Origin of the sequence: Arthrobacter globiformis (genome assembly GCF_046536215.2) — a bacterium.
Classification (GTDB): Bacteria; Actinomycetota; Actinomycetes; order Actinomycetales; family Micrococcaceae; genus Arthrobacter; species Arthrobacter globiformis_E.
Genome location: NZ_CM143421.1, coordinates 1,371,465 through 1,395,215, shown reverse-complemented (window position 1 = coordinate 1,395,215; position 23,751 = coordinate 1,371,465). Strand labels below are relative to the sequence as shown.

The window sequence follows — 23,751 nt, the reverse complement described above, 5'->3', positions numbered from 1 at the left end:
TCTCAGTGCCGCCGCGGCGGCCACGGGAAGAAGCCGCTGGTGGACTGCACGTATTCACGGTAGCCGGGACGGCCGGACATGGCCCTCTCCGTGAGCGGCTTCCCGGTCTTGCCGGCCAGCGTCCAGATCATCAGCGCGGGGGAGAGGATGGTCAGCACGCCGGGCCAGGACTCCGCCGTGATAAGGAACAACCCGGTCCAGACGGCGGCGTCGCCGAAGTAGTTGGGGTGCCTCGTGTAGCGCCACAGCCCGGTGTTCAGGACGGTGCCCCTGCGGGCCGGATCGCTCTTGAACCGCTCCAGCTGAAGGTCTCCCACTGACTCAAAGATGAACCCGGTCAGCCACACCGCCAAACCCGCGACGGCGATCCACCCCAGCGGACCCGTGGCGAACATGCCCACCTGGATGGTCAGCGAGACGAAGAACATCACCAGGCCCTGCGGCAGATAGACGCGGCGGAGGGCGAAGGCGTTCCGCGACCCGCGTGCCCCTTTGAGCAGCTCCACGTAGCGGGGGTCTTCGTGACCGCCAAGGGCCCGGCGGCCGATGTGCGTGCCGAGCCGGATTCCCCAGACGCCTGTCAGGGCCAGCAGGAGCACCCGCCGGCCGCCGTCGCCTTCCCCGGCCGAAAGGATAAAGGAAATCACCGCAATCACGACGAAGCCCGGGCCCCACACCACGTCCATTACCGAATGCCGGGCTTGGCCGCGGGGGTCTGCACCAACGGATCCGGCGCCAACGGCCGCGGCGTAGGTGACGGCGAGCACCAGCACCACCCCCAGCCCCGCCCAGGGCAGGCTGGTGAGGAACGCCTCCAGCGGGAACGGGCTCATGAAAGTGGCCGCCTCACAGCACCAGCCGCCTCACAGCACACCGGTCGCATCACAGGACCAGGGGCAGTGACTCGCCGGACGGCGGAAGCACCCTGTCGAGGGCGGCGGCAGACGCGGTGGCCCCGGCCCCCGGAACTCCGGTCCGCTCCGTGAAGGCCTTCATCAGGAACCCTGTGGCCAGCCTGTGCCACAGTCCGACCCGGCGCAGCATGAAATGCCCGGCCCCGCGGAGCGATACGTACCGCAGCTCCGCCGCTTCCGGCGCCGCGCGGCGCGCGAACCGGAGTGAGGCCGACGGGCTCGTCCACCGGTCCTCGTTCCCGTGCACGATCAGGACCTTCCGTCCGGCGACCGCGGAAGCGGGCGTGGCGTCATCGAGCCACGGAGCCAGCGCCACCACGGCCTCCACGTCCGGTTCGTCCGCGGCGCAGATCGCGGTGAGGCCGCCCATCGAATGCCCCAGCAGGTAGATGGGCACGCCGGGGTGCTCCGCGCGGACTTTGGCCAGCGCCCAGCGAGCATCCTTCAGCGGGGTCATGTCCTCGCCGTTCCAGCCGCGCACGCTGTTCCGCAGGATCCAGACCGCCAGGCCGTGTTTCCGGCCGGCGGCGTGCAGGTGGCGGGCGAAGGGCACCATCCGCGCCGGGCTCAGGTGCGTGGCCTGGACGGGCTCGAAGCTGTGCGACTTGCCGCCGTGCAGCACCAGGGCCACGCCCCGGGTGGGTCCGGACGGGGCCAGAACAGTCAGCACCGCTTCATGATCAGTCCGGCGTTGGCTCACGTCTGCATCCTCCGACACTTCCTCGTCCATTTATCAACCCTATGGCCGCCGCCGTAGAGTTCAAGCATGAGGTCTAACTGCTGATGGGTGCAGGTCACTCCCACGGTCATACAGGGCATTCGGAGCCAACGGCGGAAGCGATGGCCGCCCGCAGGAAAGCAAACAGGATTCTGGCAGCGGTGCTGATTCCGCTGACCCTGCTGACCCTCGCGGCCATGGCGGCGCTGTGGCCTTCTGGGAACAGGGAGGGCCTGACCCTGGCCAACCCGTATGCCGCAGCTCCGGGCGTCACCTTCGACACCGGCCGGATCCAGCGCGTAGTCACGGAGAGCTGCACCCAGGCGGCCGCCCAGGACAACGGCGGCTCGCAGTGCACCTTCGCGATCACCGAACCGGACAAGGGCGGCAACCCGGTCAAGGTGGTGATCAACCCGGACATCGCCAAATCGCACGGCGTGAAGGTGGGCGACAACATCCGCTACCTCAATCTGACCCACGCCCAGGCGGCCGCCACCGGCGCCGATGCCCCGGCGGCCCAAGGGTCGCCGTCGTACATCTTCGTGGACTTTGTCCGCACCATGCCGATCATCCTGCTGGCCCTCCTCTACGCCGTCGTGGTGGTTGCCGTGGCGCGCTGGCGGGGGCTGCGTGCCCTGATCGGCCTCGTCGGCGCCTACTTCGTGCTGGTCAGCTTCATGCTCCCCGGCCTGGTAGAGGGCAAGCCGCCGCTCCTGCTGGCCCTGGTCGGTTCGACGGTGATCATGATCGGGGTGCTGTACTTCGCGCACGGCTTCTCGGCCCGGACCTCGACGGCACTGCTCGGCACCATCTTCGGGCTCGGCATCACCGCCCTGCTCGCCGCCTGGGCCACCGATGCGGCGAACCTCGCGGGCGTGGGCAGCCACGACGCCGCCACGCTCGTGAACATCTCGGACAAGATCTCCATCTCCGGCATCATCCTGTGCGGACTCATCATCTCCGGGCTTGGCGTGCTGAATGACGTGACCATCACGCAGTCCTCCGCGGTGTGGGAACTGTACGAACTGGCGCCCAACACGAGCGCCCGCAAGCTGTTTTCGTCGGCCATGCGGATCGGCCGCGACCACATCGCCTCCACGGTGTACACGATTGCGTTCGCCTACGCCGGGGCGGCCCTGCCCATCCTCATCATCGTGATGCTCTACAACCGTCCGCTGGGGGAGGCTCTGACCAGCGCCGAACTGTCCGAGGAGGTCATCCGCACGCTGGTCGGCTCGATCGGCCTGGTCCTGGCGATTCCGGTCACCACGCTGATCGCCGTGCTGGTGGTCAAGGCCACGGGCGTCCGGTCGGCTGAGCTGCCGACTTCGGCGGAGGTGCCCGGCACCTCCGCTGCGGATCACCGCGCCGGCGGCCATGCCGCCATAACGGCCGACGACGTCGACGACACCGGCGCGCTCGCGGCCGCAGCGGCGGTGGCCGGCAGGGAACGCGCCGAAGCGGACGCACCGCCGGCAACCCGGCGGGGACGGCGCGCCGCGCTGCGTGACCAAATACTCCGTGATCAACCACCGGGGGACCAAACACAGGGGAACGGAAGACGGCGGGACTGAATACAGCGGCGGCTGAGCAACGGGCCTTAGGTGCCGCCGTCGGCATCCTGCCCGGAATTCCGCCCGATTTGCCCGGCTTTGAGACAATGGACGGGTGACTGTTGTAGCAACGCCTCCCGCCCCCCGGCTGGAACTTCCGCCGCTGAAGCTCGGCCCCATCACCGTGGACACCCCGGTGGTGCTCGCGCCCATGGCCGGAATTACCAACACCGCCTTCCGCAGGCTCTGCCGTGAATACGGCGGCGGGCTGTACGTGGCGGAGATGGTCACTTCCCGCGCCCTGGTGGAGCGTACGCCGGAATCGCTGCGCATCATCTCGCACGACGACGACGAGAAAGTCCGCTCCGTCCAGCTCTACGGCGTGGACCCCGGCACCGTGGGTGCGGCCGTCCGCATGCTGGTGGAGGAAGACCGGGCAGACCACATCGACCTCAACTTCGGCTGCCCTGTGCCCAAGGTCACCAGGCGCGGCGGCGGTTCGGCCTTGCCCTGGAAGATCGACCTTTTCACCTCCATCGTCCAGACCGCCGTCCGCGAGGCGTCCAAGGGCGGCATCCCGCTGACCATCAAGATGCGCAAGGGCATCGACGACGACCACCTGACGTACCTCGACGCCGGCCGGATTGCCCGCGATTCGGGTGTTGCCGCCGTCGCCCTTCACGGCCGCACGGCGGCGCAGTTCTACTCCGGCCAGGCGGACTGGTCCGCCATCGCCCGCCTGCGCGAGGCGCTGCCGGATATTCCGGTGCTGGGCAACGGCGACATCTGGTCCGCCGAGGACGCCGTCCGCATGGTCCGCGAAACCGGCATCGACGGCGTCGTGGTGGGCCGTGGCTGCCAGGGCCGTCCGTGGCTGTTCGGCGACCTGCAGGCCGCCTTTGAAGGCAGCGACAAGCGGCACCGTCCCGGCCTGCGCGAGGTGGCCGAGGGCGTCTACCGGCACGCCGAGCTCATGGTGGAAACCTTCGGCAACGACGAATACAAGGCGCTGCGTGAGATCCGCAAGCACATGGCCTGGTACTTCAAGGGCTACGTGGTCGGTGGGGAACTGCGGGCAAAGCTGGCCACCGTGCCCACGCTTGAGGTGCTCCGCGAACTGCTGGACGAGCTCGACATGGACCTGCCGTACCCCGGCATCGATTCCGAAGGGCCGCGCGGGCGTGCCGGTTCGCCGAAGAGGCCGGCCCTGCCCAAGGACTGGCTGCTGAGCCGCCAGCTGAACGAGGATCAGTCGCGGGACATCGCCGCGGCGGAACTGGATGTGTCCGGTGGCTGAAAGCCGGCTGGCGGAAGCCCGCACCACGCCGCAGGCCCTGCCGGGCTACGAAGCGCACGACTCCGCCCGCTGGGTAGAGGAACCGCCCAAGAGCACGTACCGCTCCGACTTCGAGCGCGACCGCGCCCGCGTGCTGCATTCCTCGGCCCTGCGCCGGCTCGGCGCGAAGACGCAGGTGGTGGCCCCGGACACCGACGACTTTGTCCGCACCCGGCTGACGCACAGCCTCGAGGTGGCGCAGGTGGGCCGGGAATTGGGCCGCGCCCTCGGCTGCGACCCCGACGTGGTGGACACCGCCTGCCTCAGCCACGACCTCGGCCACCCGCCGTTCGGCCACAATGGTGAATCGGCGCTGAACGAAATGGCCCACGCCATCGGCGGGTTCGAGGGCAACGCCCAGACCCTGCGCCTGCTCACCCGGCTCGAGCCGAAGGTCCTTGACGGGGAGGGCAGGCCGGCGGGCCTGAACCTCACCCGGGCGAGCCTGGACGCGGCCGCGAAGTACCCGTGGTCCGCCCTGGACGCGCCGGTGATCCACGGCCAGCGGACCAGCAAGTTCGGCGCCTATGAGGACGACCTCCCCATCTTCAACTGGATCCGCGAAGGTGCCCCGGAACGGCGGTCCTGCCTCGAGGCGCAGGTCATGGACCTCGCGGACGACATCTCGTACTCGGTGCACGACGTTGAGGATGCGATCGTGGCCGGCCACTTCCAGCTGCGCTGGATGGACAACCCGGACCACCGGGCGCGCGTGGTGGGCTACGCCAAGCAGTGGTACCTGCCGCACAACGATCCCGCCGCCATCGACGCCGCCCTGGCCCGGCTGGAAGCCACTGACGTCTGGGTGCGCGAGGCCGATGGCAGCCGCAAGTCCATGGCGGCGCTGAAGGACATGACCAGCCAGCTCATCGGCAGGTTCTGCCAGAGTGCGCTGGAAACCACCCGCGCCGTCTACGGCCCGGCGAACCTGACCCGGTACAACGCCGAGCTCATGGTTCCGGAGGAGACCGTCCTGGAGATCGCGGTGATGAAGGGCCTGGCCACCACCTTCGTGATGACCACCGACCACCGGCAGCCGATCTACGAACGCCAGCGCGAGGTGCTCCATGCCCTGGTGACGGCGCTGAACGCCTCCGGGGACCGGCACCTTGAGCCCATGTTCGCCGCGGACTGGCGGGAAGCGGCCGACGACGGCGCCCGGCTCCGCGTGGTCATCGACCAGGTGGCGTCGCTGACGGACGGCTCCGCGCTGGCCATGTACGAACGGCTCGTGGGCAGCCTGCCGTCCCTGTGGTGAGATTGGACGCACTCAGTCCACATAAGGCCGGAACCCGGGTTCGTGCCGGGGTGCCAAAGACTAGGATTGCTTCGTGGCTGGGCTGATTAAACGGGAAGATATCGATGAAGTCCGCCAGCGCACGGACATCAAGGAAGTCGTCGACGGATACGTCACGCTCAAGGGCGCCGGCCTCGGCTCCTACAAGGGCTTGTGCCCTTTCCACGACGAGCGCTCGCCGTCGTTCACCGTCCGCCCGCAGGTGGGCCGTTACCACTGCTTCGGCTGCGGCGAGGACGGCGACGTCATCTCCTTCGTGCAGAAACTGGACCACACCTCCTTCCACGAGGCCGTGGAGAAGCTTGCCGCCCGGATCGGGTACGAGCTCCGCTACGAGGACGGCGGCACCGGGCCCAGCCGCGAGGAAGTCGGCAAGCGCCAGCGGCTCCTGGACGTCCACAAGATCGCCGATGAGTTCTTCCGCGCCCAGCTGCTCACCGCCGGCGCCGCCGAAGGCCGGAAATTCCTACAGCAGCGCGGCTTCGACCGGGCAGCGGCCGACCACTTCGGCGTCGGCTACGCACCGCAGGGCTGGGACGCGCTGCTCAAGCACCTGCGTGGCCGGGGCTTCACCGATCCCGAGCTGAAGCTCACCGGCATGTTCTCCGAAGGCAACAGGGGCATCTACGACCGCTTCCGCGGCCGACTGATCTGGCCCATCCGGGACATCGCGGGCGACACCATCGGCTTTGGCGCCCGCAAGCTCTACGAGGACGACCAGGGACCCAAGTACCTCAACACCCCGGAAACCACGCTCTACAAGAAGTCCCAGGTGCTGTACGGGATCGACCTTGCCAAGCGGAACATCGCCAAGGACCGGCAGCTGGTGGTGGTGGAGGGCTACACGGACGTCATGGCTTGCCACCTTGCGGGAATTCCGACGGCGGTGGCCACCTGCGGTACGGCGTTCGCCGCCGACCACATCAAGATCGCCCGCCGGCTGCTGTCCGACGACGGCACCGGCGGAGAGGTCATCTTCACCTTCGACGGCGATGCCGCCGGCCAGAAGGCGGCCCTGCGGGCCTTTGAGGAGGACCAGCGGTTTGTGGCCCAGACCTACGTGGCCGTCGAACCCACCGGGGCCGACCCCTGCGACCTGCGCCAGACACGCGGGGACGCCGCCGTCCGTGACCTGATCAGTTCCCGGCGCCCGCTCTTCGAATTCGCCATCCGGGCCACCCTGCGCAAGCACAACCTGGACACGGTGGAGGGACGGGTGGCCGCGCTCCGCGAGTCCGCCCCCGTCGTGGCCCAGATCCGCGACGCCGGCCTGCGGCCCGGCTACGCCCGGGAACTGGCCGGGTGGCTGGGCATGCCCATCGAGGACGTCACGAGGGCTGTGGCGGCCGCCGCCAAGCGCGCTGCGCCTGGTGCGCCGGGTTCGGGGGCGCAGGCGTCCGGTGCGCCGGCCCGCGGAGCGCCCGGTGCCGGAGCGCAGGGCAGCGGGGCGGGTGGCGGCTACAACAATGGCGGTTACAACGGTGCCCAGTCCGGCGGTGCCGGCTACAGCGGTGCCGGATACAACTCAGCGCCGGGAAACGGCCAGAACGTGCCCGGCGTAGCGGCGCTCCCGCCGTCGGGCGTCCTGCCGTCCTTCCACCGTCCGGATCCGCGGGATCCGGTGGCGTCCATGGAGCGGCAGGCCCTTGAGGTGGCGCTGCAGGAGCCGGCGATGCTGGGCGGCGCGGCCTGGGAGCGGTTCGTTACCGCCCGGTTCGCCACGCCCGCCTACCAGGCCATCCACGATGCCATCCGCGCCACGGCTCCGGGCTTCTCCGGCGATGCCGTGCAGTGGGTGGAGGCCCTGCGCCAGGAAGTTGCCGAACCGCTTCAGCCGCTGGTCTCGGAACTCGCTGTTGTTCCGTTGCCGGCCCATACCGCCGAAGCGGTGCAGAAGTACTGCCGGGACATCCTCGCCAGGCTGTTCGAGCTGCAGATCACCCGTGTGAAGGCGGACAAGCTCGGGCAGCTGCAGCGGCTGGATGCCGTTGCCCACCCCGAGGAGTTCCAGCAGCTGAACCGGGAGCTCATGATGCTCGAGATGGAGCGCCGGTCGCTCCGCTCGGACGCCTAAGCTGCCAGGGGTGGCCGCTTCAAGGGCCGTCTCGCGCGGCCGGCTCCGGGGCCTGAAAGTCGCCGATTTCGTATCCGGGCCGGGTGTTTGCTAGGCTAGTACCCGCTTCATTCCTCCTTAGCTCAATTGGCAGAGCATTCGACTGTTAATCGAAGGGTTGCTGGTTCAAGTCCAGCAGGAGGAGCGCACAGTCCCCGTTCCGGTTTCCGGAACGGGGACTTTTTTATACCCGGGAGGGGTATTTGCGCCCAGTGTTGGCGCCGATTTCACATTGCGGCGGAACGTTTGCTAATGTCATACCTGCTTCATTCCTCCTTAGCTCAATTGGCAGAGCATTCGACTGTTAATCGAAGGGTTGCTGGTTCAAGTCCAGCAGGAGGAGCGCACAGTCCCGCGGTTGGCCCCAGAGCCGGCCGCGGGACTTTTTTGTTTTGTGACGCGGGCCGTCGGGTGCAGCTATCCCGGTAACCCCGCCAACCGGTGATCCTGCTCACCCGGTGATCCTGCTCACCCGGGACAGCAAGCGTCAGACGAAGTCCATTTCCACCTGCAGGAAGCGTTCGGCCTCGGCGATGGCGGCCTCGAACGCCTCCCGCTCCGTGGGGGACTTCCGCGGCTCGCGGGGGTGCCACTCGTGGGGAGAGGAGTGCACGCGCGTGAAGCCGCCGTCGGGCGGGGCATAGAAGATGCCGAACCTCTGGACGGGCCATTCGGGGGAGGTCTCGGGGGCCACCAGCAGGGCAGCATTGAAAGCCGGGTTGAACCACTGGGCTATGGGCCGGCGCCGGTCCTCAGTGAAAAGTCCCGCCGCATAGAGCGCTGCCGACTGGGCACTCGTCTGGGTGCACAGCCGGTCCCACCACAACGGCAGAATGCCGGAGTCGCACCGCTGCCACGTGGCCGGAAGTGGGGGATGATCCTGCCAGTGGGGCACGTAACAACTTTATCGCGCAGCCACCCCAGCGAACAGATGGCCGCTAGCCAACCGACGGCGGCTGATCGGCTCCGGGGCCTCCGGCGGGAAGGCCCGGCATGGCTCAGGGGAGACGGTGGGTCAGGGCCTGTTCCAAGGTCCCGGATTGACGCGGTACAGCAGGGCAGAACCGACGACGGCGCCCACCAGGATGCCCAGCGCCGCGTTGCCCATCATCCTGCCGGCGAAGAAGCCGGCCACGGCGCCGAGGATGGCTCCGAGGAACAGCCCTCGTCCGTTGCGGTGGGGTTTGCGGGTCGGTTTGCGGGCCATGGGGCCAGCCTACAGGCGGGTGACGGCCCGCTGACGGGCGCCGCCCTGACGGCCGGTGCCGGCCTGCCCGTCGTGGCTGCCGGGTCCCGGACCTGGACGTGCCCGGGAGCCGGCAGCCAGGCCATCGTGAGCTCACCGGGAGCTCACCGCAAGCGCTGCGGGTGGCCGGACTCAGTGGATGGACGGCACGGTGCGGGGCCGGACCACTAGCCACAGGGCGGCCGCGGCCAGGAAGATGCAGCAGGCCTGGACCGCGCCCATGGGCGTGGCGGAATTCCCGCCCAGCCAGCCCACCACGGGGGAGATGATGCCCGCCATCAGGAACGTGGAGGCTCCCAGCAGGGAGGCTGCCGTGCCGGCCTGGGCACCGTGGCTGGCCAGCGCCAGGACCTGCACGCAGGGGAAGGTGAAGCCGGTGCCCAGGATGTAGAACCACAGCGGCACCATGACGCCCCAGAGCCCGAACCCGAGCTGGTCGAACAGGAGGATCAGCACGGCCATCAGGAACATCCAGGCCGTGGAGCAGGCCAGGATCCACTGCGGCGGGACGCGTTTGATCAGCCGGGAACTTGTCTGCACTCCGGCCACAATGCCCAGCGAGTTGACGCCGAAGAGCAGGCCGTACTGCTGGGGTGAGAACCCGAAGACATCCTGGAACAGGAACGGGGACGCCGACAGGTAGGTGAACAGGCCGCCGAAGTTCATGCCGCCCAGCATCAGCAGGCCCACGAAGACCCGGTCGGAGAAGAGCACGCCGTACCGCTGCCGGGCCGTCAGGCCGGACTGGCCCCGTTTCTCCCGCGGCAGCGTCTCCCGGACCAGCACGATGGCGCACACAATGACCGCGGTGCCGTAGCAGGCCAGGAACACGAAGATGCCCGGCCACGGCATGACAAGGAGCAGCTGGGACCCGATGACGGGCGCCAGGATGGGGGCGAGCCCGTTGACCAGTGCCATCCGGGAGAACATCCGGACCATGGCGTAGCCGCTGAACAGGTCGCGGACCATGGCCATCGCCACCACGCCGCCGCCGGCAGCGCCGATGCCCATGAGGACGCGGAACACGCCGAGGGTGGCGATGTCGGTGGAGAGCGCGGCGCCCAGCGACGCGGCGATGTGGAGGGCGGTGGCCAGGATCAGCGGGAGCCGGCGCCCGAACTTGTCGCTGAAGGGCCCCACCACCAGCTGCCCCAGCGCGAAGCCCACGGTGGTGCCGGTCAGGGTCAGCTGCACGGCGGCTTCCGAGACGTTGAGGCTTGCTTCCAGGGCGGGGAAGGCGGGCAGGTAGAGGTCCACGGTGAACGGCCCGAGGGCAGTCAGGGCGCCGAGTAGAAGGACGTAGAGGAATTTTTGCCGGCGGCTGAGGGCATCGCCCGGGTTGGTGGTGGTCACAGAGAACCATCCTAGGGCTGACAGATCAGACTTTTACAGCGTTGGAGGGGCTCGCCGGGGCTGTTTCCAGAAGTTCCTGCGGACCCTGAATGATAGTTTTGTCAGCGGGGGCGCACGGACGCACCGGAAACCCCCGCGGCAGCGAAGAAAAATCTACGACGGAACCAGTTAGGCGGAACCTATGAGCGGGCGTCACAGCGGGCGGACCAACCAGGGATTGCGTATCACTGCGCTGCCAAAAACCCTTAAGCTCGCGTTCAAACTCGCGCCCCGCCAGCTCAATGATGAGATCGCGCTGGCCAAGATTGAGGCAAAGCGCAAAGGCAAGCAGCTCGGCGTCGCCGGCGCATTCTTCGGGGTGGCCGCCGTCTTCCTGGCTCTGCTCATCACGGGGCTGATCGTCGCCGCCATCATGGGGCTGGCTACCATCATGCCCGCCTGGCTGGCGGCCCTGCTCGTCAGCGCGGTCTTCCTCCTCATCGCCCTCATTGGCGGGCTCATCGGCCTCCGGAAGTTCAAGCAGGCCATGCCGCTGATTCCCGAGGACACAGTCCGCGGCCTCAAGCACGACCTGGGCATCGCGAAGGAGGGTTCGGACTTCGACGCCGCCGTGCTCGATCCCAACTCGCCTCAGGCCAAGGCCGCCGCCGAGGCAAAGGCCGCGGAGAAGGCCAAGGAGAAGGCGGACAAGGAAGCCAAGAAGGCCGCCGAGGCCGTGGAGGTTCCAGTGCCCACCGAGCCCGAACTCCGCCGCCGCCTGAAGCAGCGCCGTGAACACCTGACCGGTGTCCGGGACGAGCTCGGCGAGGAACTGGACGTCAAGACCCAGGCCCAGGCACTGCTCGGCGTCGCCAGGCACCGTGCCGCTGAAGGCAACGAAAAGTTCCAGGAGGCCCGCGAACGTGCGGCCGAACGCTTCGCTGCCGTGTCGGCGTCGGCCCGCTCCGCTGCCCCGTCGGGCTCCCTGCCCGGGCAGCTCGAGGCGCGCTGGAAGCCGCTCCTTGCCCTCGCCGCCTCCACCGCCGTCCTGCTCACTCTGCTGCGGAAACTCTTCAAGAGCTGAGCTTTGCCCTGAACGAAGACTGTAAAAGGCCGCCGGCCGCGGAGAGGGAGGCCTGATGAGATTCATCGGCGCTGGTTCCCGCCCCGGGCAGCCGCATGTCGATCGCGATCTGGTCTACACCGTCCCCAACCTCCTCACGGTACTGCGCTTCATGGGCGTGCCGATCTTCATCTGGCTTGTGCTGGCCCGGAAGGAGTACGGATTGGCCGTGCTGGTGCTGGCCATCATGGGCAGCACCGACTGGGTGGACGGTTACGTCGCCCGGCGGTTCAACCAGACCTCCAAGCTGGGGCGGGTGCTGGACCCCATCGCCGACCGGCTGGCCATGATTGCCGTCGCTGTCACCCTGGTGATCGCCGGCGTCGTGCAGTGGTGGTACCTGGCAGCGCTGGTGGTTCCCGACGCCGTCCTGCTGGGCATGTCCCTGTTCTACTTCCGCGGCCACCCGGACCTTCCCGTCAGCCTGGTGGGCAAGGCCCGCACCGGCCTGCTCCTGCTCGGAACCCCGCTCCTGGTGCTGTCCCAGCTGCCCATTCCGTTCGCCGGAGCGTGGTTCGTCGCCGCCTGGGTGGTTCTGGGGCTGGGACTCGTCGGCCACTGGGTTGCTGCCTACAACTATTTCTGGGCGATCCAACGCAAAGGAAAAATGCTGGCGGCCGACGACGGCGGGAACGGCTGATGGTCTGGGTTGCGGTTTTGCTCGCGGTCATGGGCGCCTTTTGCCTCGCCTTTGGTGCCCAGCGCCAGGGCAGTGCGGTCAAGGCGGACACCGGTGGCCTGGCGCTGAGCTCCAATGGTTTCCTGCGCCTGCTGCGGAACCCCCGGTGGGTCTTCGGCCTCCTCCTGCTCTGCATGGGTATGGCGATGAACTCCGTCGCGCTGGTCACGGCACCCCTCACCGTGGTGCAGCCCATCGGCGCTATCGCCCTGGTGATCACCACAGTGGTCAACACCAAGGACCAGGGGCTGAGCATCAACCGGGCCACGGTGGTGGCCATAACCGCATGTGTGACGGGGTCGGCGCTGTTCGTCCTGCTCGCCGTGACTGTCACGCAGGAGAGCCACCACGTCACGCCTGAGGACGAACTTACCGTGGTGCTGTTGCTGGCCCTGGCGGTAGGCATCTTCGGCAGCCTCGCGGCCATGTTCAAGCACCGCATGAGCGCGTTCATCTACATCCTGGGTGCCGGCATCCTCTTTGGTTTCGTGGCCGTGCTGACGAGGATCATCGGCAAGCACCTCCTGGACCCGAACGGCCTGTTCCTCCTCAACGTGCCGTGGTATTCAGTGGTGGCCATCGCCGCGGCCGGGGGACTCGGGTCCTGGTTCGTCCAGAGCGCCTACTCCACCGGGCCGCCGGATCTGGTGATCGCCGGCCTCACCGTGGTGGACCCGATTGTGGGCATCGCAATTGGCATCACGATTCTTGGCGAGCTGCGCCCCGATGTCCACGCCGTCCAGGCGATTGCCATGGGTACGGCGGCAACCCTTGCTATCGTGGGGGTAATCGCCCTTTCAAGACACCATCCCGAGGTCACCAAGCGGAAGAAGGAAGTTCGGAAGGCCACGGGCAGGGCGTCCCACTAGCCGGTTTTTACTGCGGACCAGGCAAGAATGTGCCGGTGCACCACGCGCCGGCAGGCCGGTGTGGTCAGCCGCAGCCGACCACCATGACCACCAGGAGCTTTCTACGTGACCATGCCCGACGCCCAGCGTCCACTGACCATCCTCATCGCGGCGGACACGTACCCGCCTCACGTTAACGGAGCCGCCCAGTTCGGCTACCGGCTGGCCAAGGGTATGACGGCGCGCGGACATAATGTCCACGTGCTGGCCTGCCGGCAGGACAAGGGCAAGAGTTTCACCGAGTTCCGCGCCGAAGCCACTGTCCACCGCCTCCGCTCGCACAGCGTTTTCACGCATGAGTACTTCCGGATCTGTTTCCCGTGGGAGATCAAGAAGGAAATCAGCCTGCTGTTCGACAAGGTCCAGCCGGACGTGGTGCACATCCAGAGCCATTACATGATCGGCGAGCACGTCCTGTACGAGGCCGTGAAGCGCGGCGTCCGCATCGTCGCCACCAACCACTTCATGCCGGAAAACCTCAACCCGTTCCTGCCGTTCCCGCAGTGGTTCAAGGACATCATCGGGAAGATCTCCTGGAAGGACATGGGGAAGGTCATGGGCCAGGCGGACGTCGTCACGACGCCCACGCCGCTGGCCGCCAAGGCGATGCACCAGCACGCCTTTCTGCGCAAGGTGCTCCCGCTGTCCAACGGCATCGACTCCGCAGCCTACGAGCTCAAGCCCGACGAGGTCATTGAGCCGCATGAGCACCCGACAGTGCTGTTCGCTGGCCGCCTGGCCGAGGAGAAGCACGTCGACGTGCTCATCAAGGCGGTGGCTGCCACCCCTGCCGACCTGAATGTCCATCTCGAAATCGTCGGCGGCGGCGAGGTGCGGCAATCGCTCGAGGACCTGGTGGAACGCCTGGGACTGCAGAGCCGGGTGAAGTTCCTGGGACTGGCTAGCGACGACGAACTCCGTGAGGCCTACATCCGGGCCGACCTGTTTTGCATGCCCGGCACCGCGGAGCTCCAGTCCCTGGTCACGCTGGAGGCAATGTCCGCGTCGACACCTGTCCTGCTGGCAAATGCCATGGCGCTTCCGCACCTGGTGCGGGACGGCGAAAACGGCTACCTGTTCACGCCGCATGACAGCGCCGACCTCGCTGCCAAGATCACCCGGATTTTCAGGCTGCCGGCGGAAGACCGGAAGGCCATGGGCAAAGCCAGCCGGTGCATGGTGGAACCGCACAGCATCCAGGGGACGCTGCAGACGTTCGAGGACCTGTACTACGGGGCGAACTATGAGGACAAGGTTGTCTAAGGTCGCAGCCATCTGAGGCCAGCAGTGGCCGAAGTGGTCTGGAGCCCTTCGCCGGTTTGCTAGAGTGAATCTGCCCCGCCTGCGACGGGCCCTTTAGGGGCCGCTGCCGGCCGGGCGCGCCTGCCCTTGCGGGGCTGGTGCATGGGGCTATAGCTCAGCTGGTTAGAGCGCGGGACTCATAATCCTAAGGTCCTCGGTTCAAGTCCGAGTAGCCCTACTTTCAGGGCCCTGATCTGCGTCTTTCGCAGATCAGGGCCCTTTCCTTTTTCCGGCACACTGGGATAAGTTACTGATCAGTAACTAGCCCGCCGGTGCCGTGTAGTTGTTCCACCCTGTAGTTGTTCCATCGCGGACGCCGGCCAGTGTGAAGGAGCGCCATGTCCGCCGCTGCAATTGACATCAACAGCCTGCCCTACGCTGACGGGGACTTCTTCGCCTTCGAGCAGCTGCTCAGTTCCAAGGAGCAGGACAGGCTGGCCGAGGTCCGCTCCTTCCTGGCCCGGGAAGTAAAGCCGATAGCCGTGGACTGCTGGAACCGCGGCGAATTCCCCCTCGACCTGATTCCCAAGCTGGCCGAGCTCGACCTTGTCAGCCCGGTGCGCCGCCAGGGCTATTCGAATCTCTTCGCCGGCATCGTGCACGCGGAAGTTACCCGCGCGGATACGTCCATCGCCACCTTCATGGGCGTGCACGACGGCCTTTTTGCCGGTTCCATCGAGGCCCTGGCGTCCCGGGAGCAGCAGGATGCCTGGCTGCCGGACATCTACTCGCTGCGCAAGATAGGCGCGTTCGGCCTGACTGAACCCCTGGGCGGATCCGACGTCGCCGGCGGCACCCGCACCACGGCAGAGCGGGAGGGCGACCGGTGGATCCTCAACGGCGCGAAGCGCTGGATCGGCAACGCAACATTTTCCGACTGGGTGGTGGTCTACGCCCGCGATGTCGCTGACAACCAGGTCAAGGCCTTCCTTGTGGACACGGCGCTGCCGGGCTTCAGTGCAACCAGGATCGAGAACAAGATCTCGCTGCGGACCGTGCAGAACGCCGACATCACGCTGGACAATGTGGCGGTGCCGGACTTCTTCAAGCTGGCCAACGCCAACAGCTTCCGCGACACCAACAAGGTCCTGAAGGTCACCCGTCTTGCCGTTGCCTGGCAGGCGGTGGGCCAGCAGCTCGCTGCCTTCGATGTGGCCCGGCGATACGCCGTGGAACGGCACCAGTTCGGGCGTCCGCTGGCCTCCTTCCAGCTGGTGCAGAGCCAGCTGGTCCAGATCCTGGGGAACGCGGTCAGCTCGATGGGCATGATGGTGCGGCTCTCCCAGCTCGAGGATGCCGGCCAGGCCAAGGACGAGCAGTCCGCCCTCGCCAAGGCGTTCACCACCGCACGGATGCGGGAGAGCGTCGCAATCGGCCGCAGCCTCCTCGGTGGAAACGGCATAGTGACGGACTTCGAGATGGCAAAGATCTTCGCCGACGCCGAGGCAATCTACTCCTATGAGGGCACCCACGAAGTGAACACCCTGGTGGCCGGCCGGGCCATCACCGGCGTCTCCGCGATCGTCTAAGCAGGCCCCGCGCCAACGCTGGCGCCGCCATTAAGCCGGAGCCATCGCCTAAGCTGGCGCCGCCCTTAAGCCGGAGCCATCGCCTAAGCTGGCGCCCCCGTCCGCGCTAGCGCCGTCGCCTAGCCGGCGCAGCCGTCGACGCTAGCGCCGTCGCCGCCGTCCGACCCGGGTGACCTGCCTAGCCTCCCGGTGGCCCGCTGCCTTTCAGCGGCAGCAGCACCGAGGGCCGCAGGTCCAGTATGAAGGACAGCGGATTGAGGTACTCCTCTCCGCGGCGGACGCCCCAGTGCACGCATGGGGAGCGGCCGCAGTGGCCTGTCAGCAGGGTGCCCACCACGGCGCCCTTGGCCACGTACGCGCCCTTCTTGAGTGTGCTCCGCACCGGTTCGAAGCTGCTGCGCAGGCCATTGCCGTGATCAATGGTGATGACCGGCCGGTCCACCACCACGCCCACAAAGCTGACGGTTCCGGCTTCCGGCGCGGTGACGGGGCCGTCGGGCGCTGAGCCGAGGTCCACGCCCCGGTGCCCGCTCAGCCACGGTTTGTCCGGGGGATCGAACGGGCGCAGGACCGGCGGCCGCGGCGCAAGCGGCCAGCGCCACCCCTCCGGCGCGGGCGTAGGGGCGCGGACGGGGGAGGCGGCTGTCATGGAGTACGGAGCCGGGGCGGCGGAAGGCGCAGTAGCAGCGGAAGGTGCGGCGGCCGCCGTCGTGAGCAGGAGCACCGCCGCCATCACGTAAGCTTTCATGCCCTCAGCATGGGCGACTGATCCGCCCGCCGGAACGGGACCTTCGGCCTATGTGGAAAACGCCGCCCGGTGCGCCGGAACCGGTGCATTTGCCGCGGGACGCTGTAGTACACTTGGTGGAGCAGTTTGCTGTGCCCTCAACGCATTCCATATTAGTGGGTCGCGTCAGCACGCCCCATTCAGGAGTGCGGGGGAGCAGCAGCTGACTACGCGTATCCAGCCCTCCACAACCGGTAAGCAGTTGCTTCCTGCTGCGGAGGATTGCGCCTCTTGCGGTCAGGCCCGGCAACGGTCCTGATGAGATGTGCAATGGATGCCAGGAGCCTGTGCCCGCCCGGGCAAGGCTAACTAACCGTCAACTATTGGCAGGGTAAGAGCGGCCGCGGCCGCTCTCATGAATGACCTGCCGGAAGGAGCGTCGGCATGCCCGTCGTAACCATGCGCCAGCTGCTTGACAGCGGCGTCCACTTTGGACACCAGACCCGCCGTTGGAACCCGAAGATGAAGCGCTTCATCTTCACCGAGCGCAACGGCATCTACATCATTGACCTCCAGCAGTCGCTGTCCTACATCGACCGCGCCTACGAGTTCGTCAAGGCCACCGTTGCCCACGGCGGCACCGTGCTGTTCGTCGGCACCAAGAAGCAGGCTCAGGAAGCCATCGCCGAGCAGGCCACCCGCGTCGGCCAGCCGTACGTCAACCAGCGTTGGCTCGGCGGTATGCTCACCAACTTCCAGACCGTTGCCAAGCGTATCCAGCGCATGAAGGAACTCGAAGAGATCGACTTCGACGACGTCGCCGGTTCCGCTTACACGAAGAAGGAACTGCTGCTCCTGCGCCGCGAGCTGACCAAGCTCGAGTCCAACCTCGGCGGTATCCGCAACCTGACCAAGGCACCGTCCGTGCTGTGGGTTGTTGACACCAAGAAGGAGCACCTGGCTGTTGACGAGGCCAAGAAGCTCAACATCCCGGTTGTGGCCATCCTGGACACCAACTGCGATCCGGACGAGGTCGACTTCCCGATCCCGGGCAACGACGACGCCATCCGCTCCGTGAACCTCCTGACCCGCGTTGTTGCTGACGCCGTTGCCGAGGGTTTGATCGCCCGCAACCAGCGCGCAACCGGCACCACCGAGACTCCGGAAGAGCCGCTGGCTGAGTGGGAGCGCGAGCTCCTCGAAGGCAGCAAGGCTGAGGCTCCGGCTGCCGAAGCTGCTCCCGCCGCTGAGGAAGCCCCGGCTGACGCCGAGGGCACCGACTCCGCGAAGTAACAACTTCATCGGGATTTCCGGTCGCTGTCCGCAGCGCCCGGGCAACTGACAGGATGGCCGCTCACCCAGTGAGCTGCCGTCCTGTCGGTCCGTACACACAAAAATTTTCTAGACAGAGGGGTTCACATGGCGAACTACACTGCCGCTGATATCAAGGCTCTGCGCGAGCGCACCGGCGCCGGCATGATGGATGTCAAGAAGGCTCTCGACGAAGCCAACGGCGACGCCGAGAAGGCAATCGAGATCATCCGCATCAAGGGCCTGAAGGGCGCCACCAAGCGCGAAGGCCGCTCCACCGCTGAAGGCCTGGTTGCTGCCAAGGTCGACGGCGGCGTCGGCGTAATGATCGAGGTCAACTGCGAGACCGACTTCGTCGCCAAGGCTGACAAGTTCATCCAGCTGGCTGACAAGGTCCTGGCGATCGCCGTCGAGTCCGGCGCTGCCGACCTCGAGACCCTGCTCGCCACCGATGTTGACGGCAAGCCGCTGTCCGAGGTTGTCGTCGAAGAGGGCGCTGTCCTCGGCGAGAAGGTTGTTGTCCGCCGCATCGCCCGCATTGAGGGTGCCACGGTCGACGCTTACCTGCACAAGACCTCCAAGGACCTCCCGGCCCAGGTCGGCGTCCTGTTCGCTGTTGACGGCGAAGGTGAAGCAGCCACCACTGCGGCCCACGACGTCGCTGTCCACATCGCGGCAATGGCCCCGAACTACCTCTCCCGCGAGGACGTTCCGGCCGAGCTGGTCGAATCCGAGCGCCGCATTGCCGAGGAGACCGCCAAGGCCGAGGGCAAGCCCGAAGCTGCCCTGACCAAGATCGTCGAAGGCCGCGTTACCGGCTTCTACAAGGGTGAGGTCCTGGTTGACCAGGCTTTCGCCAAGGACGCCAAGAAGACTGTGGCGCAGGTCCTCGAAGAGGCCGGCGTCAAGGGAACCGCATTCACGCGTTTCCGCGTCGGCTCCTAGTCTGACACGCAAGGGGGTGGCCACTTCGGTGGCCGCCCCTTTTGCATGCACCGGCCCATAAGAAATGTGAGCGCTGGCCGGATGCGCGATAACCTAGCTCAGAGTTCACCAAACCGGAAGGCATCATGGAAGCCGTCAACACTCCCGTCCAGTCAGAGAAGAGCAGGCGCCGGGTCCTCCTGAAGCTGTCCGGTGAAGTCTTCGGCGGCGGCAAGCTGGGCGTCGACCCGGACACCGTCCGCGCAGTCGCCAAGCAGATCGCCGCTGCCGTTCCCGATGTCGAGGTGGCTATCGTAGTAGGCGGCGGCAACTTCTTCCGCGGCGCCGAACTGTCCCAGAGCGGCATGGACCGCTCCCGTGCCGACTACATGGGCATGCTGGGAACTGTCATGAACTGCCTTGCGCTGCAGGATTTCCTGGAGCAGGCCGGCGTTGAGACCCGGGTCCAGAGCGCCATCACCATGGGCCAGGTGGCCGAGGCCTACATTCCCCGCCGCGCGATTCGCCACATGGAAAAGAACCGCGTGGTCATCTTCGGCGCCGGCGCAGGCCTGCCGTACTTCTCCACCGACACCGTGGCTGCCCAGCGCGCCCTCGAGGTGCACGCCGACGTGGTGCTCATGGCCAAGAGCGGCGTGGACGGCGTCTACACCGCCGACCCTAAGAAGGACCCGACGGCGGAAAAGCTGGAAAACCTCAGCTACGACGACGCCCTCCGCCGCGACATCCGCGTGATGGACCAGACCGCAATGACCATGTGCAAGGACAACAAGCTCTCCATGGTGGTGTTCGGCATGGAAGGCGAAGGCAACGTCACGCGCGCCATCCGCGGCGAAAAGCTGGGAACGCTGGTCACGCCCTAGTTACAGCTAGGATATTTCTAGGACGGTTCCGCCACTGGGCGGGACCAGGTTTGTGAAATGCCCGGTTGGCCGGGAACCAATTTCTGAGGAGAGATCGTGATCGAAGAAACCTTGCTCGAAGCCGGAGACAAGATGGACAAGGCGGTTGAGGTAGCCAAGGAAGACTTCGCCTCGATCCGCACCGGGCGGGCAAACCCCGGACTGTACAACAAGGTCATGGTGGAGTACTACGGGACCCCCACGCCGCTGCAGCAGTTGGCTTCCTTCGCGATCCCGGATGCCCGCACCATCCTCATCACGCCGTTCGACAAGACTGCACTGCGCGACATCGAGCGTGCGCTGAGTGATTCCGAGGTCGGCGCCAACCCGTCCAACGACGGCAACGTCATCCGCATCACCATCCCGGAGCTGACGAAGGAACGCCGCAAGGAATACGTCAAGATCGTCAAGTCCAAGGGCGAGGACGCCAAGGTGTCCATCCGCAACATCCGACGCAAGGCGAAGGAAACCCTTGACCGCCTCGTCAAGGACGGCGAAGCCGGCGAGGATGAGGGTACCCGCGGCGAAAAGGAACTCGACGCGATCACCAAGCAGCACGTCGACGGCATCGACGAGCTCCTCAAGCGCAAGGAAGCTGAGCTGCTCGAGGTCTGATGGGCCAGGCACAGCAGGCCCCCGGTGCGCGGGCCCGAACGCGGACCCGCCAGCCAAGGCCCAACCCCACCCCCGGGGCGGGGCGCAACCTGCCGGCAGCAATCGCCGTGGGCCTGGCCATGCTCCTTGCGGTGCTCGGCGGGCTGCTCTTCCTGCCGCTCGGCTTTGTGGCCGTCGTTACGACGTTCGCTGCTTTCGGTGTCTGGGAGGTCTTCCGGGCCCTCGAAGCGAACGGCACGCGCCTGCCCATCGTGCCGGTCATGGTGGGTACCGTGGCCATGCCGTTCTCGGCCTACTTCGGGGGCCTGGAAAGCCTGCTGTTCGCGATGCTGTCGAGCAGCGTCGCTGTGCTCCTGTGGCGGTCGGTGGAAAGTGCGACGGGCTCGGCCCGCAGCATTTTCGCCGGGGTCTTCACCCTCGCCTGGGTGCCGTTCCTGATCAGCTTCGCCGCGCTGCCCCTGCACGTCGAAGGCGGCGCTTCCCCGGTAGGCCCCTGGCCCGGCGGAACAGTGCCGGAGGGTGCCTGGCAGATCGTCATCCTGCTGCTCCTGGTGGTTTCCAACGACACCTTCGGCTACCTCGTGGGCGCCCGTTTGGGCAAGCACCCCATGGCGCCCAAGATCAGCCCGAAGAAGTCGTGGGAGGGTTTTGCCGGATCCATCGCGGGCGCCATGCTCGTCGGTATCCTGGCCAGCATCTTCCTGCTGGACAAGCCCTGGTGGGTGGGGGTTGTGCTGGCGATCGGCATGGTCGCTGCCGCCACTGCCGGCGACCTCGCCGAATCGATGGTCAAACGCGAGCTCGGCGTCAAGGACATGAGCAGCATCCTGCCGGGACACGGCGGGGTGATGGACCGGCTGGACTCGATCGTGTTCGCTTCGCCGGTGGCCTTCATGCTGTTCGTCCTGTTTTCCGGGGCCTGAGTTTTCCCGGCCCGCGCAGGCCCGTGATGGCCGGCCTCAGTCTTTCCGGCGGGGATCCCTGGCACCCGGCCCTGCGCAACGCCCTAGAATAATGCGGTTACGACCCGCCGAAGAAGTATCGAAGGAAACATGGTGAGAGTGGACAGCAAGCGTCAGATCCCCGCGTCGTTCGAACGCGTGGCGCGGACCGACTACGGCTACAACGCCAAGCAGGTGGACCAGTTCCTCCAGCAGGCCCGCGTATCCCTGGAGACGCCCGAGGCTGCCGCCCACCCCCTCAAGAGCGCCGACGTCCGGTCCGTGTCCTTCGACCCCGTCAAGGGCGGATACTCGGCCCCCGCCGTCGACGCCGCCCTGGACCGGCTGGAGGACGCCTTCGCCCGCCGGGAGCGGGACGACCTCATTGCCGAACGCGGCGAGGACGCCTGGCTGCGCCAGATCGGACAGCTGTCCGGGACGCTCCGCGGCCGCCTTCACAGGCCCGACGGCGAGAGGTTCCGCCGCCCGGTCAAGAAAAAGGCGCGCAGCTACAACACCAAAGACGTCGATACCCTGTGCCGCGACCTCATCGGTTACCTCGAGCAGGACAAGCCCCTCAGCGTTGACAACGTGCGCCGGGCCGTCTTCCGGCCCGCGGTCGGCAAGGACGGCTACGAGGAGACCCAGGTGGACGCGTTCCTCGACCGCGTGGTCGAGCTGATGGCCGCCATCGACTGACCGCCTGGCCACGGCCGGCCCCGCCGCTCCGGGTCACGATGCGGCCGACCCGCCGCCGGCCCATCGGCACTCCGGCCGCCGGGCCCCGGCAGCTCAGCGTTCCGTGGCCAGCGGCCGTTCGGGCGTGTGCAGCCTGTTCATCACCCTGGTGATGGTCCGCGGCACGCGGGAACTGGTGGCACGCGACGTCAGGACCATCACGGTAAAGGCGGCCGGCACCGTCCAGGCCGCCGGCTGCGCAAGCCACGGCGGCGTCCCCGCCACCCCGAGCAACGTCCCTGCTACCATGGCGCCGCCGCACAGCAGGCCACCGGTCACCATGCCGGCGATGGCACCGGCGTCGGTCAGGCCCCGCCACCAGATGCCGAGCAGCAGGACCGGGCAGATGGTTGACGCCGTGAAGGCGAAGACCAGGCCCACGCTGCCGGCAAGTGCCAGCGAGTCTGTCATCAGCGCCAGGCCGAGCGGAACGGTGATCGAAACCAGCGCCGCCACCCTGAAGCCGCGCACGCTGCCGCCCAGGACGTCCTGGCTGATCACACCGGCCAGCGAGACGACGAGTCCCGACGTCGTGGACAGGAACGCGGCAAAGGCCCCGGCCACGACGAGGGCGGACAGCAGTTCGCCGGCGGGGCCTCCAACGAGGCGGCCCGGAAGCAGCAGCACCAGTGCATCCGCCTGCCCGGCCCTTGCCAGGTCAGGGGCGAACAGCCTGCCGGCCAGGCCGAACGCCGTCGGAAACAGATAGAACACGGACAGCAGGCCCAGCACGATCAGCGTGGTCCGCCGCGCCGAGTGCCCGTCCGGGTTGGTGTAGAAACGGACCAGGACGTGCGGCAGCCCCAGCGTTCCGAACAGCAGGGCAACTAGGAGCGAGACGCTCTGGTAGGGGCTGGCCGGATCCGCTCCGCCCGGGTTCGTGGCAGCCTCCGCCAGCGCGGGTGAACCGTTGTCTGCCAGCGCCAGGAGAATGAAGATGAGGGGCACGGCCAGGGCCGTGAGCTTCAGCCAGTACTGGAAGGCCTGGACGAAGGTGATCGAACGCATGCCGCCGGCCACCACGGTGAGGCACACCACCACCACGACGGCGGTTGAGCCGGCCCAGGGCGGCAGCCCGGTGGTGGTCCGGATGGTCAGGGCGGCGCCGTGCAGCTGCGGGACGATGTAGAGCCAGCCCACAATGACCACGGCCAGGCTGGTCACGCGCCGAACTGCCCGCGAATCGAGCCGGGCCTCGGTGAAATCGGGGATGGTGTACGCCCCGGAACGCCGCAGCGGCGCGGCCACGAACAGCAGGAGCATCAGGTACCCGGCCGTATAGCCCACGGGATACCAGAGGGCATCCGTGCCGGACAGCAGGATCAGGCCGGCCACGCCCAGGAAGCTCGCCGCGGACAGGTACTCGCCGCCGATCGCCGACGCGTTCCACCAGGGCGGCACGGTTCGCGAGGCGACATAGAAGTCGCCGGTGGTGCGGGAGATCCGCAGTCCGTAGAAGCCGATCACCGCCGTCGCCACGGAAACGGCGGCGACCGCCGCAATGCCCACTGCCGGATTCATC

General features: G+C 67.2%; 22 protein-coding genes and 3 tRNA genes. 18 read left to right on the top strand and 7 right to left on the bottom strand.

Translation table 11 applies throughout. The features are described 5' to 3' along the window. Positions 1 to 2: 2 nt before the first annotated feature. Both R5O87_RS06325 and R5O87_RS06320 read right to left on the bottom strand, forming a co-directional pair. A complete protein-coding gene (locus R5O87_RS06325) occupies positions 3 to 833 on the bottom strand; it encodes a DUF1295 domain-containing protein (RefSeq protein WP_410558268.1) in 831 nt (276 codons plus the stop codon). A gap of 49 nt (positions 834 to 882) precedes the next feature. Then, positions 883 to 1,644 (bottom strand): alpha/beta hydrolase, encoded by a 762-nt coding sequence (locus tag R5O87_RS06320; protein WP_410558267.1) that lies wholly within the window; start codon positions 1,642 to 1,644, stop codon positions 883 to 885. A 110-nt stretch (positions 1,645 to 1,754) separates the two neighbouring features. On the opposite strand from R5O87_RS06320, the gene R5O87_RS06315 reads away from it, so the two are divergent. The 6 genes from R5O87_RS06315 to R5O87_RS06290 all read left to right on the top strand — a co-directional run bounded on the left by R5O87_RS06315 (position 1,755) and on the right by R5O87_RS06290 (position 8,274). Continuing rightward, entirely contained in the window at positions 1,755 to 3,206 is a 1,452-nt protein-coding gene (locus tag R5O87_RS06315; protein WP_410558265.1) for a YibE/F family protein, read from the top strand. Between the two features lie 94 nt (positions 3,207 to 3,300). Then, positions 3,301 to 4,482: a tRNA dihydrouridine synthase DusB gene (gene dusB / locus R5O87_RS06310; RefSeq protein ID WP_410558263.1), complete on the top strand. Its 1,182-nt coding sequence runs from the start codon at positions 3,301 to 3,303 to the stop codon at positions 4,480 to 4,482. After that, a complete protein-coding gene (locus R5O87_RS06305) occupies positions 4,466 to 5,779 on the top strand; it encodes a deoxyguanosinetriphosphate triphosphohydrolase (RefSeq protein WP_410558262.1) in 1,314 nt (437 codons plus the stop codon). The genes dusB and R5O87_RS06305 overlap by 17 nt, the downstream gene beginning before the upstream one ends. 73 nt (positions 5,780 to 5,852) lie before the next feature. Next, positions 5,853 to 7,892: a DNA primase gene (dnaG, locus tag R5O87_RS06300; protein WP_410558260.1), complete on the top strand. Its 2,040-nt coding sequence runs from the start codon at positions 5,853 to 5,855 to the stop codon at positions 7,890 to 7,892. 111 nt (positions 7,893 to 8,003) lie between these two features. Further along, positions 8,004 to 8,076: transfer RNA gene (locus R5O87_RS06295), tRNA-Asn, on the top strand. Positions 8,077 to 8,201: 125 nt separating this feature from the next. Beyond that, positions 8,202 to 8,274 (top strand) — tRNA-Asn (locus R5O87_RS06290). A gap of 144 nt (positions 8,275 to 8,418) precedes the next feature. Here R5O87_RS06290 and R5O87_RS06285 read toward each other — a convergent pair. From R5O87_RS06285 to R5O87_RS06275, 3 genes are all read right to left on the bottom strand, one after another. Beyond that, positions 8,419 to 8,826: a hypothetical protein gene (locus R5O87_RS06285; RefSeq protein ID WP_076798221.1), complete on the bottom strand. Its 408-nt coding sequence runs from the start codon at positions 8,824 to 8,826 to the stop codon at positions 8,419 to 8,421. Positions 8,827 to 8,946: 120 nt separating this feature from the next. Continuing rightward, positions 8,947 to 9,138: a hypothetical protein gene (locus tag R5O87_RS06280; protein WP_410558259.1), complete on the bottom strand. Its 192-nt coding sequence runs from the start codon at positions 9,136 to 9,138 to the stop codon at positions 8,947 to 8,949. Positions 9,139 to 9,309: 171 nt separating this feature from the next. Continuing rightward, positions 9,310 to 10,530 carry a multidrug effflux MFS transporter gene (locus R5O87_RS06275; protein WP_410558258.1) on the bottom strand — a complete coding sequence of 407 codons (1,221 nt, stop codon included), beginning with the start codon at positions 10,528 to 10,530 and terminating at the stop codon, positions 9,310 to 9,312. A 181-nt stretch (positions 10,531 to 10,711) separates the two neighbouring features. Here R5O87_RS06275 and R5O87_RS06270 point away from each other — a divergent pair, with 181 nt between their 5' ends. The 6 genes from R5O87_RS06270 (at position 10,712) to R5O87_RS06245 (ending at position 16,050) form a co-directional block, all read left to right on the top strand. Next, positions 10,712 to 11,593, top strand: a complete 882-nt coding sequence (locus R5O87_RS06270) for a phage holin family protein (protein WP_410558257.1) — start codon at positions 10,712 to 10,714, stop codon at positions 11,591 to 11,593. Positions 11,594 to 11,648: 55 nt separating this feature from the next. Then, the gene (locus tag R5O87_RS06265; RefSeq protein WP_410558256.1) at positions 11,649 to 12,272 is read left to right on the top strand and encodes a CDP-alcohol phosphatidyltransferase family protein; all 624 of its coding nucleotides are present in this window, start codon (positions 11,649 to 11,651) and stop codon (positions 12,270 to 12,272) included. Beyond that, the gene (locus R5O87_RS06260) at positions 12,272 to 13,180 is read left to right on the top strand and encodes a DMT family transporter (RefSeq protein ID WP_410558255.1); all 909 of its coding nucleotides are present in this window, start codon (positions 12,272 to 12,274) and stop codon (positions 13,178 to 13,180) included. Before R5O87_RS06265 ends, R5O87_RS06260 begins: the two co-directional genes overlap by 1 nt. 105 nt (positions 13,181 to 13,285) lie before the next feature. Continuing rightward, positions 13,286 to 14,482 carry a glycosyltransferase gene (locus tag R5O87_RS06255; RefSeq protein WP_410558254.1) on the top strand — a complete coding sequence of 399 codons (1,197 nt, stop codon included), beginning with the start codon at positions 13,286 to 13,288 and terminating at the stop codon, positions 14,480 to 14,482. Between the two features lie 143 nt (positions 14,483 to 14,625). After that, positions 14,626 to 14,699, top strand: a tRNA-Ile gene (locus R5O87_RS06250). A 160-nt stretch (positions 14,700 to 14,859) separates the two neighbouring features. Then, complete coding sequence (locus tag R5O87_RS06245; protein ID WP_410558253.1) at positions 14,860 to 16,050, top strand: acyl-CoA dehydrogenase family protein; 1,191 nt, start codon at positions 14,860 to 14,862, stop codon at positions 16,048 to 16,050. 178 nt (positions 16,051 to 16,228) lie between these two features. Here the strand turns inward: R5O87_RS06245 and R5O87_RS06240 are convergent, their stop codons facing one another. Next, entirely contained in the window at positions 16,229 to 16,798 is a 570-nt protein-coding gene (locus tag R5O87_RS06240; RefSeq protein ID WP_410558252.1) for a M23 family metallopeptidase, read from the bottom strand. A 423-nt stretch (positions 16,799 to 17,221) separates the two neighbouring features. On the opposite strand from R5O87_RS06240, the gene rpsB reads away from it, so the two are divergent. The 6 genes from rpsB to R5O87_RS06210 all read left to right on the top strand — a co-directional run bounded on the left by rpsB (position 17,222) and on the right by R5O87_RS06210 (position 22,190). Beyond that, entirely contained in the window at positions 17,222 to 18,070 is an 849-nt protein-coding gene (gene rpsB / locus R5O87_RS06235) for a 30S ribosomal protein S2 (RefSeq protein ID WP_410558251.1), read from the top strand. Positions 18,071 to 18,196: 126 nt separating this feature from the next. Beyond that, the gene (gene tsf, locus R5O87_RS06230) at positions 18,197 to 19,033 is read left to right on the top strand and encodes a translation elongation factor Ts (RefSeq protein ID WP_410558249.1); all 837 of its coding nucleotides are present in this window, start codon (positions 18,197 to 18,199) and stop codon (positions 19,031 to 19,033) included. Positions 19,034 to 19,158: 125 nt separating this feature from the next. Continuing rightward, the gene (pyrH, locus tag R5O87_RS06225; RefSeq protein WP_236807821.1) at positions 19,159 to 19,896 is read left to right on the top strand and encodes a UMP kinase; all 738 of its coding nucleotides are present in this window, start codon (positions 19,159 to 19,161) and stop codon (positions 19,894 to 19,896) included. Positions 19,897 to 19,992: 96 nt separating this feature from the next. Further along, complete coding sequence (frr, locus tag R5O87_RS06220) at positions 19,993 to 20,550, top strand: ribosome recycling factor (protein ID WP_410558248.1); 558 nt, start codon at positions 19,993 to 19,995, stop codon at positions 20,548 to 20,550. Continuing rightward, on the top strand, positions 20,550 to 21,473 hold the full coding sequence (locus tag R5O87_RS06215) for a phosphatidate cytidylyltransferase (RefSeq protein ID WP_410558247.1): 924 nt from the start codon (positions 20,550 to 20,552) through the stop codon (positions 21,471 to 21,473). Before frr ends, R5O87_RS06215 begins: the two co-directional genes overlap by 1 nt. A 129-nt stretch (positions 21,474 to 21,602) precedes the next feature. Further along, the gene (locus tag R5O87_RS06210) at positions 21,603 to 22,190 is read left to right on the top strand and encodes a DivIVA domain-containing protein (RefSeq protein WP_410558245.1); all 588 of its coding nucleotides are present in this window, start codon (positions 21,603 to 21,605) and stop codon (positions 22,188 to 22,190) included. A 93-nt stretch (positions 22,191 to 22,283) separates the two neighbouring features. On the opposite strand, the gene R5O87_RS06205 is transcribed toward R5O87_RS06210, so the two are convergent. Further along, positions 22,284 to 23,750 carry a sodium/solute symporter gene (locus R5O87_RS06205; protein WP_410558244.1) on the bottom strand — a complete coding sequence of 489 codons (1,467 nt, stop codon included), beginning with the start codon at positions 23,748 to 23,750 and terminating at the stop codon, positions 22,284 to 22,286. Position 23,751 lies beyond the last annotated feature (1 nt).

Bases quoted from the DNA above. Each gene is read 5' to 3' on its own strand.
- R5O87_RS06280 (WP_410558259.1), bottom strand. From the start codon at position 9,138: ATGGCCCGCAAACCGACCCGCAAACCCCACCGCAACGGACGAGGGCTG.
- R5O87_RS06325 (WP_410558268.1), bottom strand. From the start codon at position 833: ATGAGCCCGTTCCCGCTGGAGGCGTTCCTCACCAGCCTGCCCTGGGCG.
- rpsB (WP_410558251.1), top strand. From the start codon at position 17,222: ATGCCCGTCGTAACCATGCGCCAGCTGCTTGACAGCGGCGTCCACTTT.
- R5O87_RS06260 (WP_410558255.1), top strand. From the start codon at position 12,272: ATGGTCTGGGTTGCGGTTTTGCTCGCGGTCATGGGCGCCTTTTGCCTC.
- R5O87_RS06270 (WP_410558257.1), top strand. From the start codon at position 10,712: ATGAGCGGGCGTCACAGCGGGCGGACCAACCAGGGATTGCGTATCACT.
- R5O87_RS06215 (WP_410558247.1), top strand. From the start codon at position 20,550: ATGGGCCAGGCACAGCAGGCCCCCGGTGCGCGGGCCCGAACGCGGACC.
- R5O87_RS06315 (WP_410558265.1), top strand. From the start codon at position 1,755: ATGGCCGCCCGCAGGAAAGCAAACAGGATTCTGGCAGCGGTGCTGATT.
- R5O87_RS06265 (WP_410558256.1), top strand. From the start codon at position 11,649: ATGAGATTCATCGGCGCTGGTTCCCGCCCCGGGCAGCCGCATGTCGAT.
- R5O87_RS06205 (WP_410558244.1), bottom strand. From the start codon at position 23,750: ATGAATCCGGCAGTGGGCATTGCGGCGGTCGCCGCCGTTTCCGTGGCG.
- tsf (WP_410558249.1), top strand. From the start codon at position 18,197: ATGGCGAACTACACTGCCGCTGATATCAAGGCTCTGCGCGAGCGCACC.
- pyrH (WP_236807821.1), top strand. From the start codon at position 19,159: ATGGAAGCCGTCAACACTCCCGTCCAGTCAGAGAAGAGCAGGCGCCGG.
- R5O87_RS06240 (WP_410558252.1), bottom strand. From the start codon at position 16,798: ATGAAAGCTTACGTGATGGCGGCGGTGCTCCTGCTCACGACGGCGGCC.
- R5O87_RS06305 (WP_410558262.1), top strand. From the start codon at position 4,466: ATGTGTCCGGTGGCTGAAAGCCGGCTGGCGGAAGCCCGCACCACGCCG.
- R5O87_RS06245 (WP_410558253.1), top strand. From the start codon at position 14,860: ATGTCCGCCGCTGCAATTGACATCAACAGCCTGCCCTACGCTGACGGG.
- R5O87_RS06210 (WP_410558245.1), top strand. From the start codon at position 21,603: ATGGTGAGAGTGGACAGCAAGCGTCAGATCCCCGCGTCGTTCGAACGC.
- R5O87_RS06320 (WP_410558267.1), bottom strand. From the start codon at position 1,644: ATGGACGAGGAAGTGTCGGAGGATGCAGACGTGAGCCAACGCCGGACT.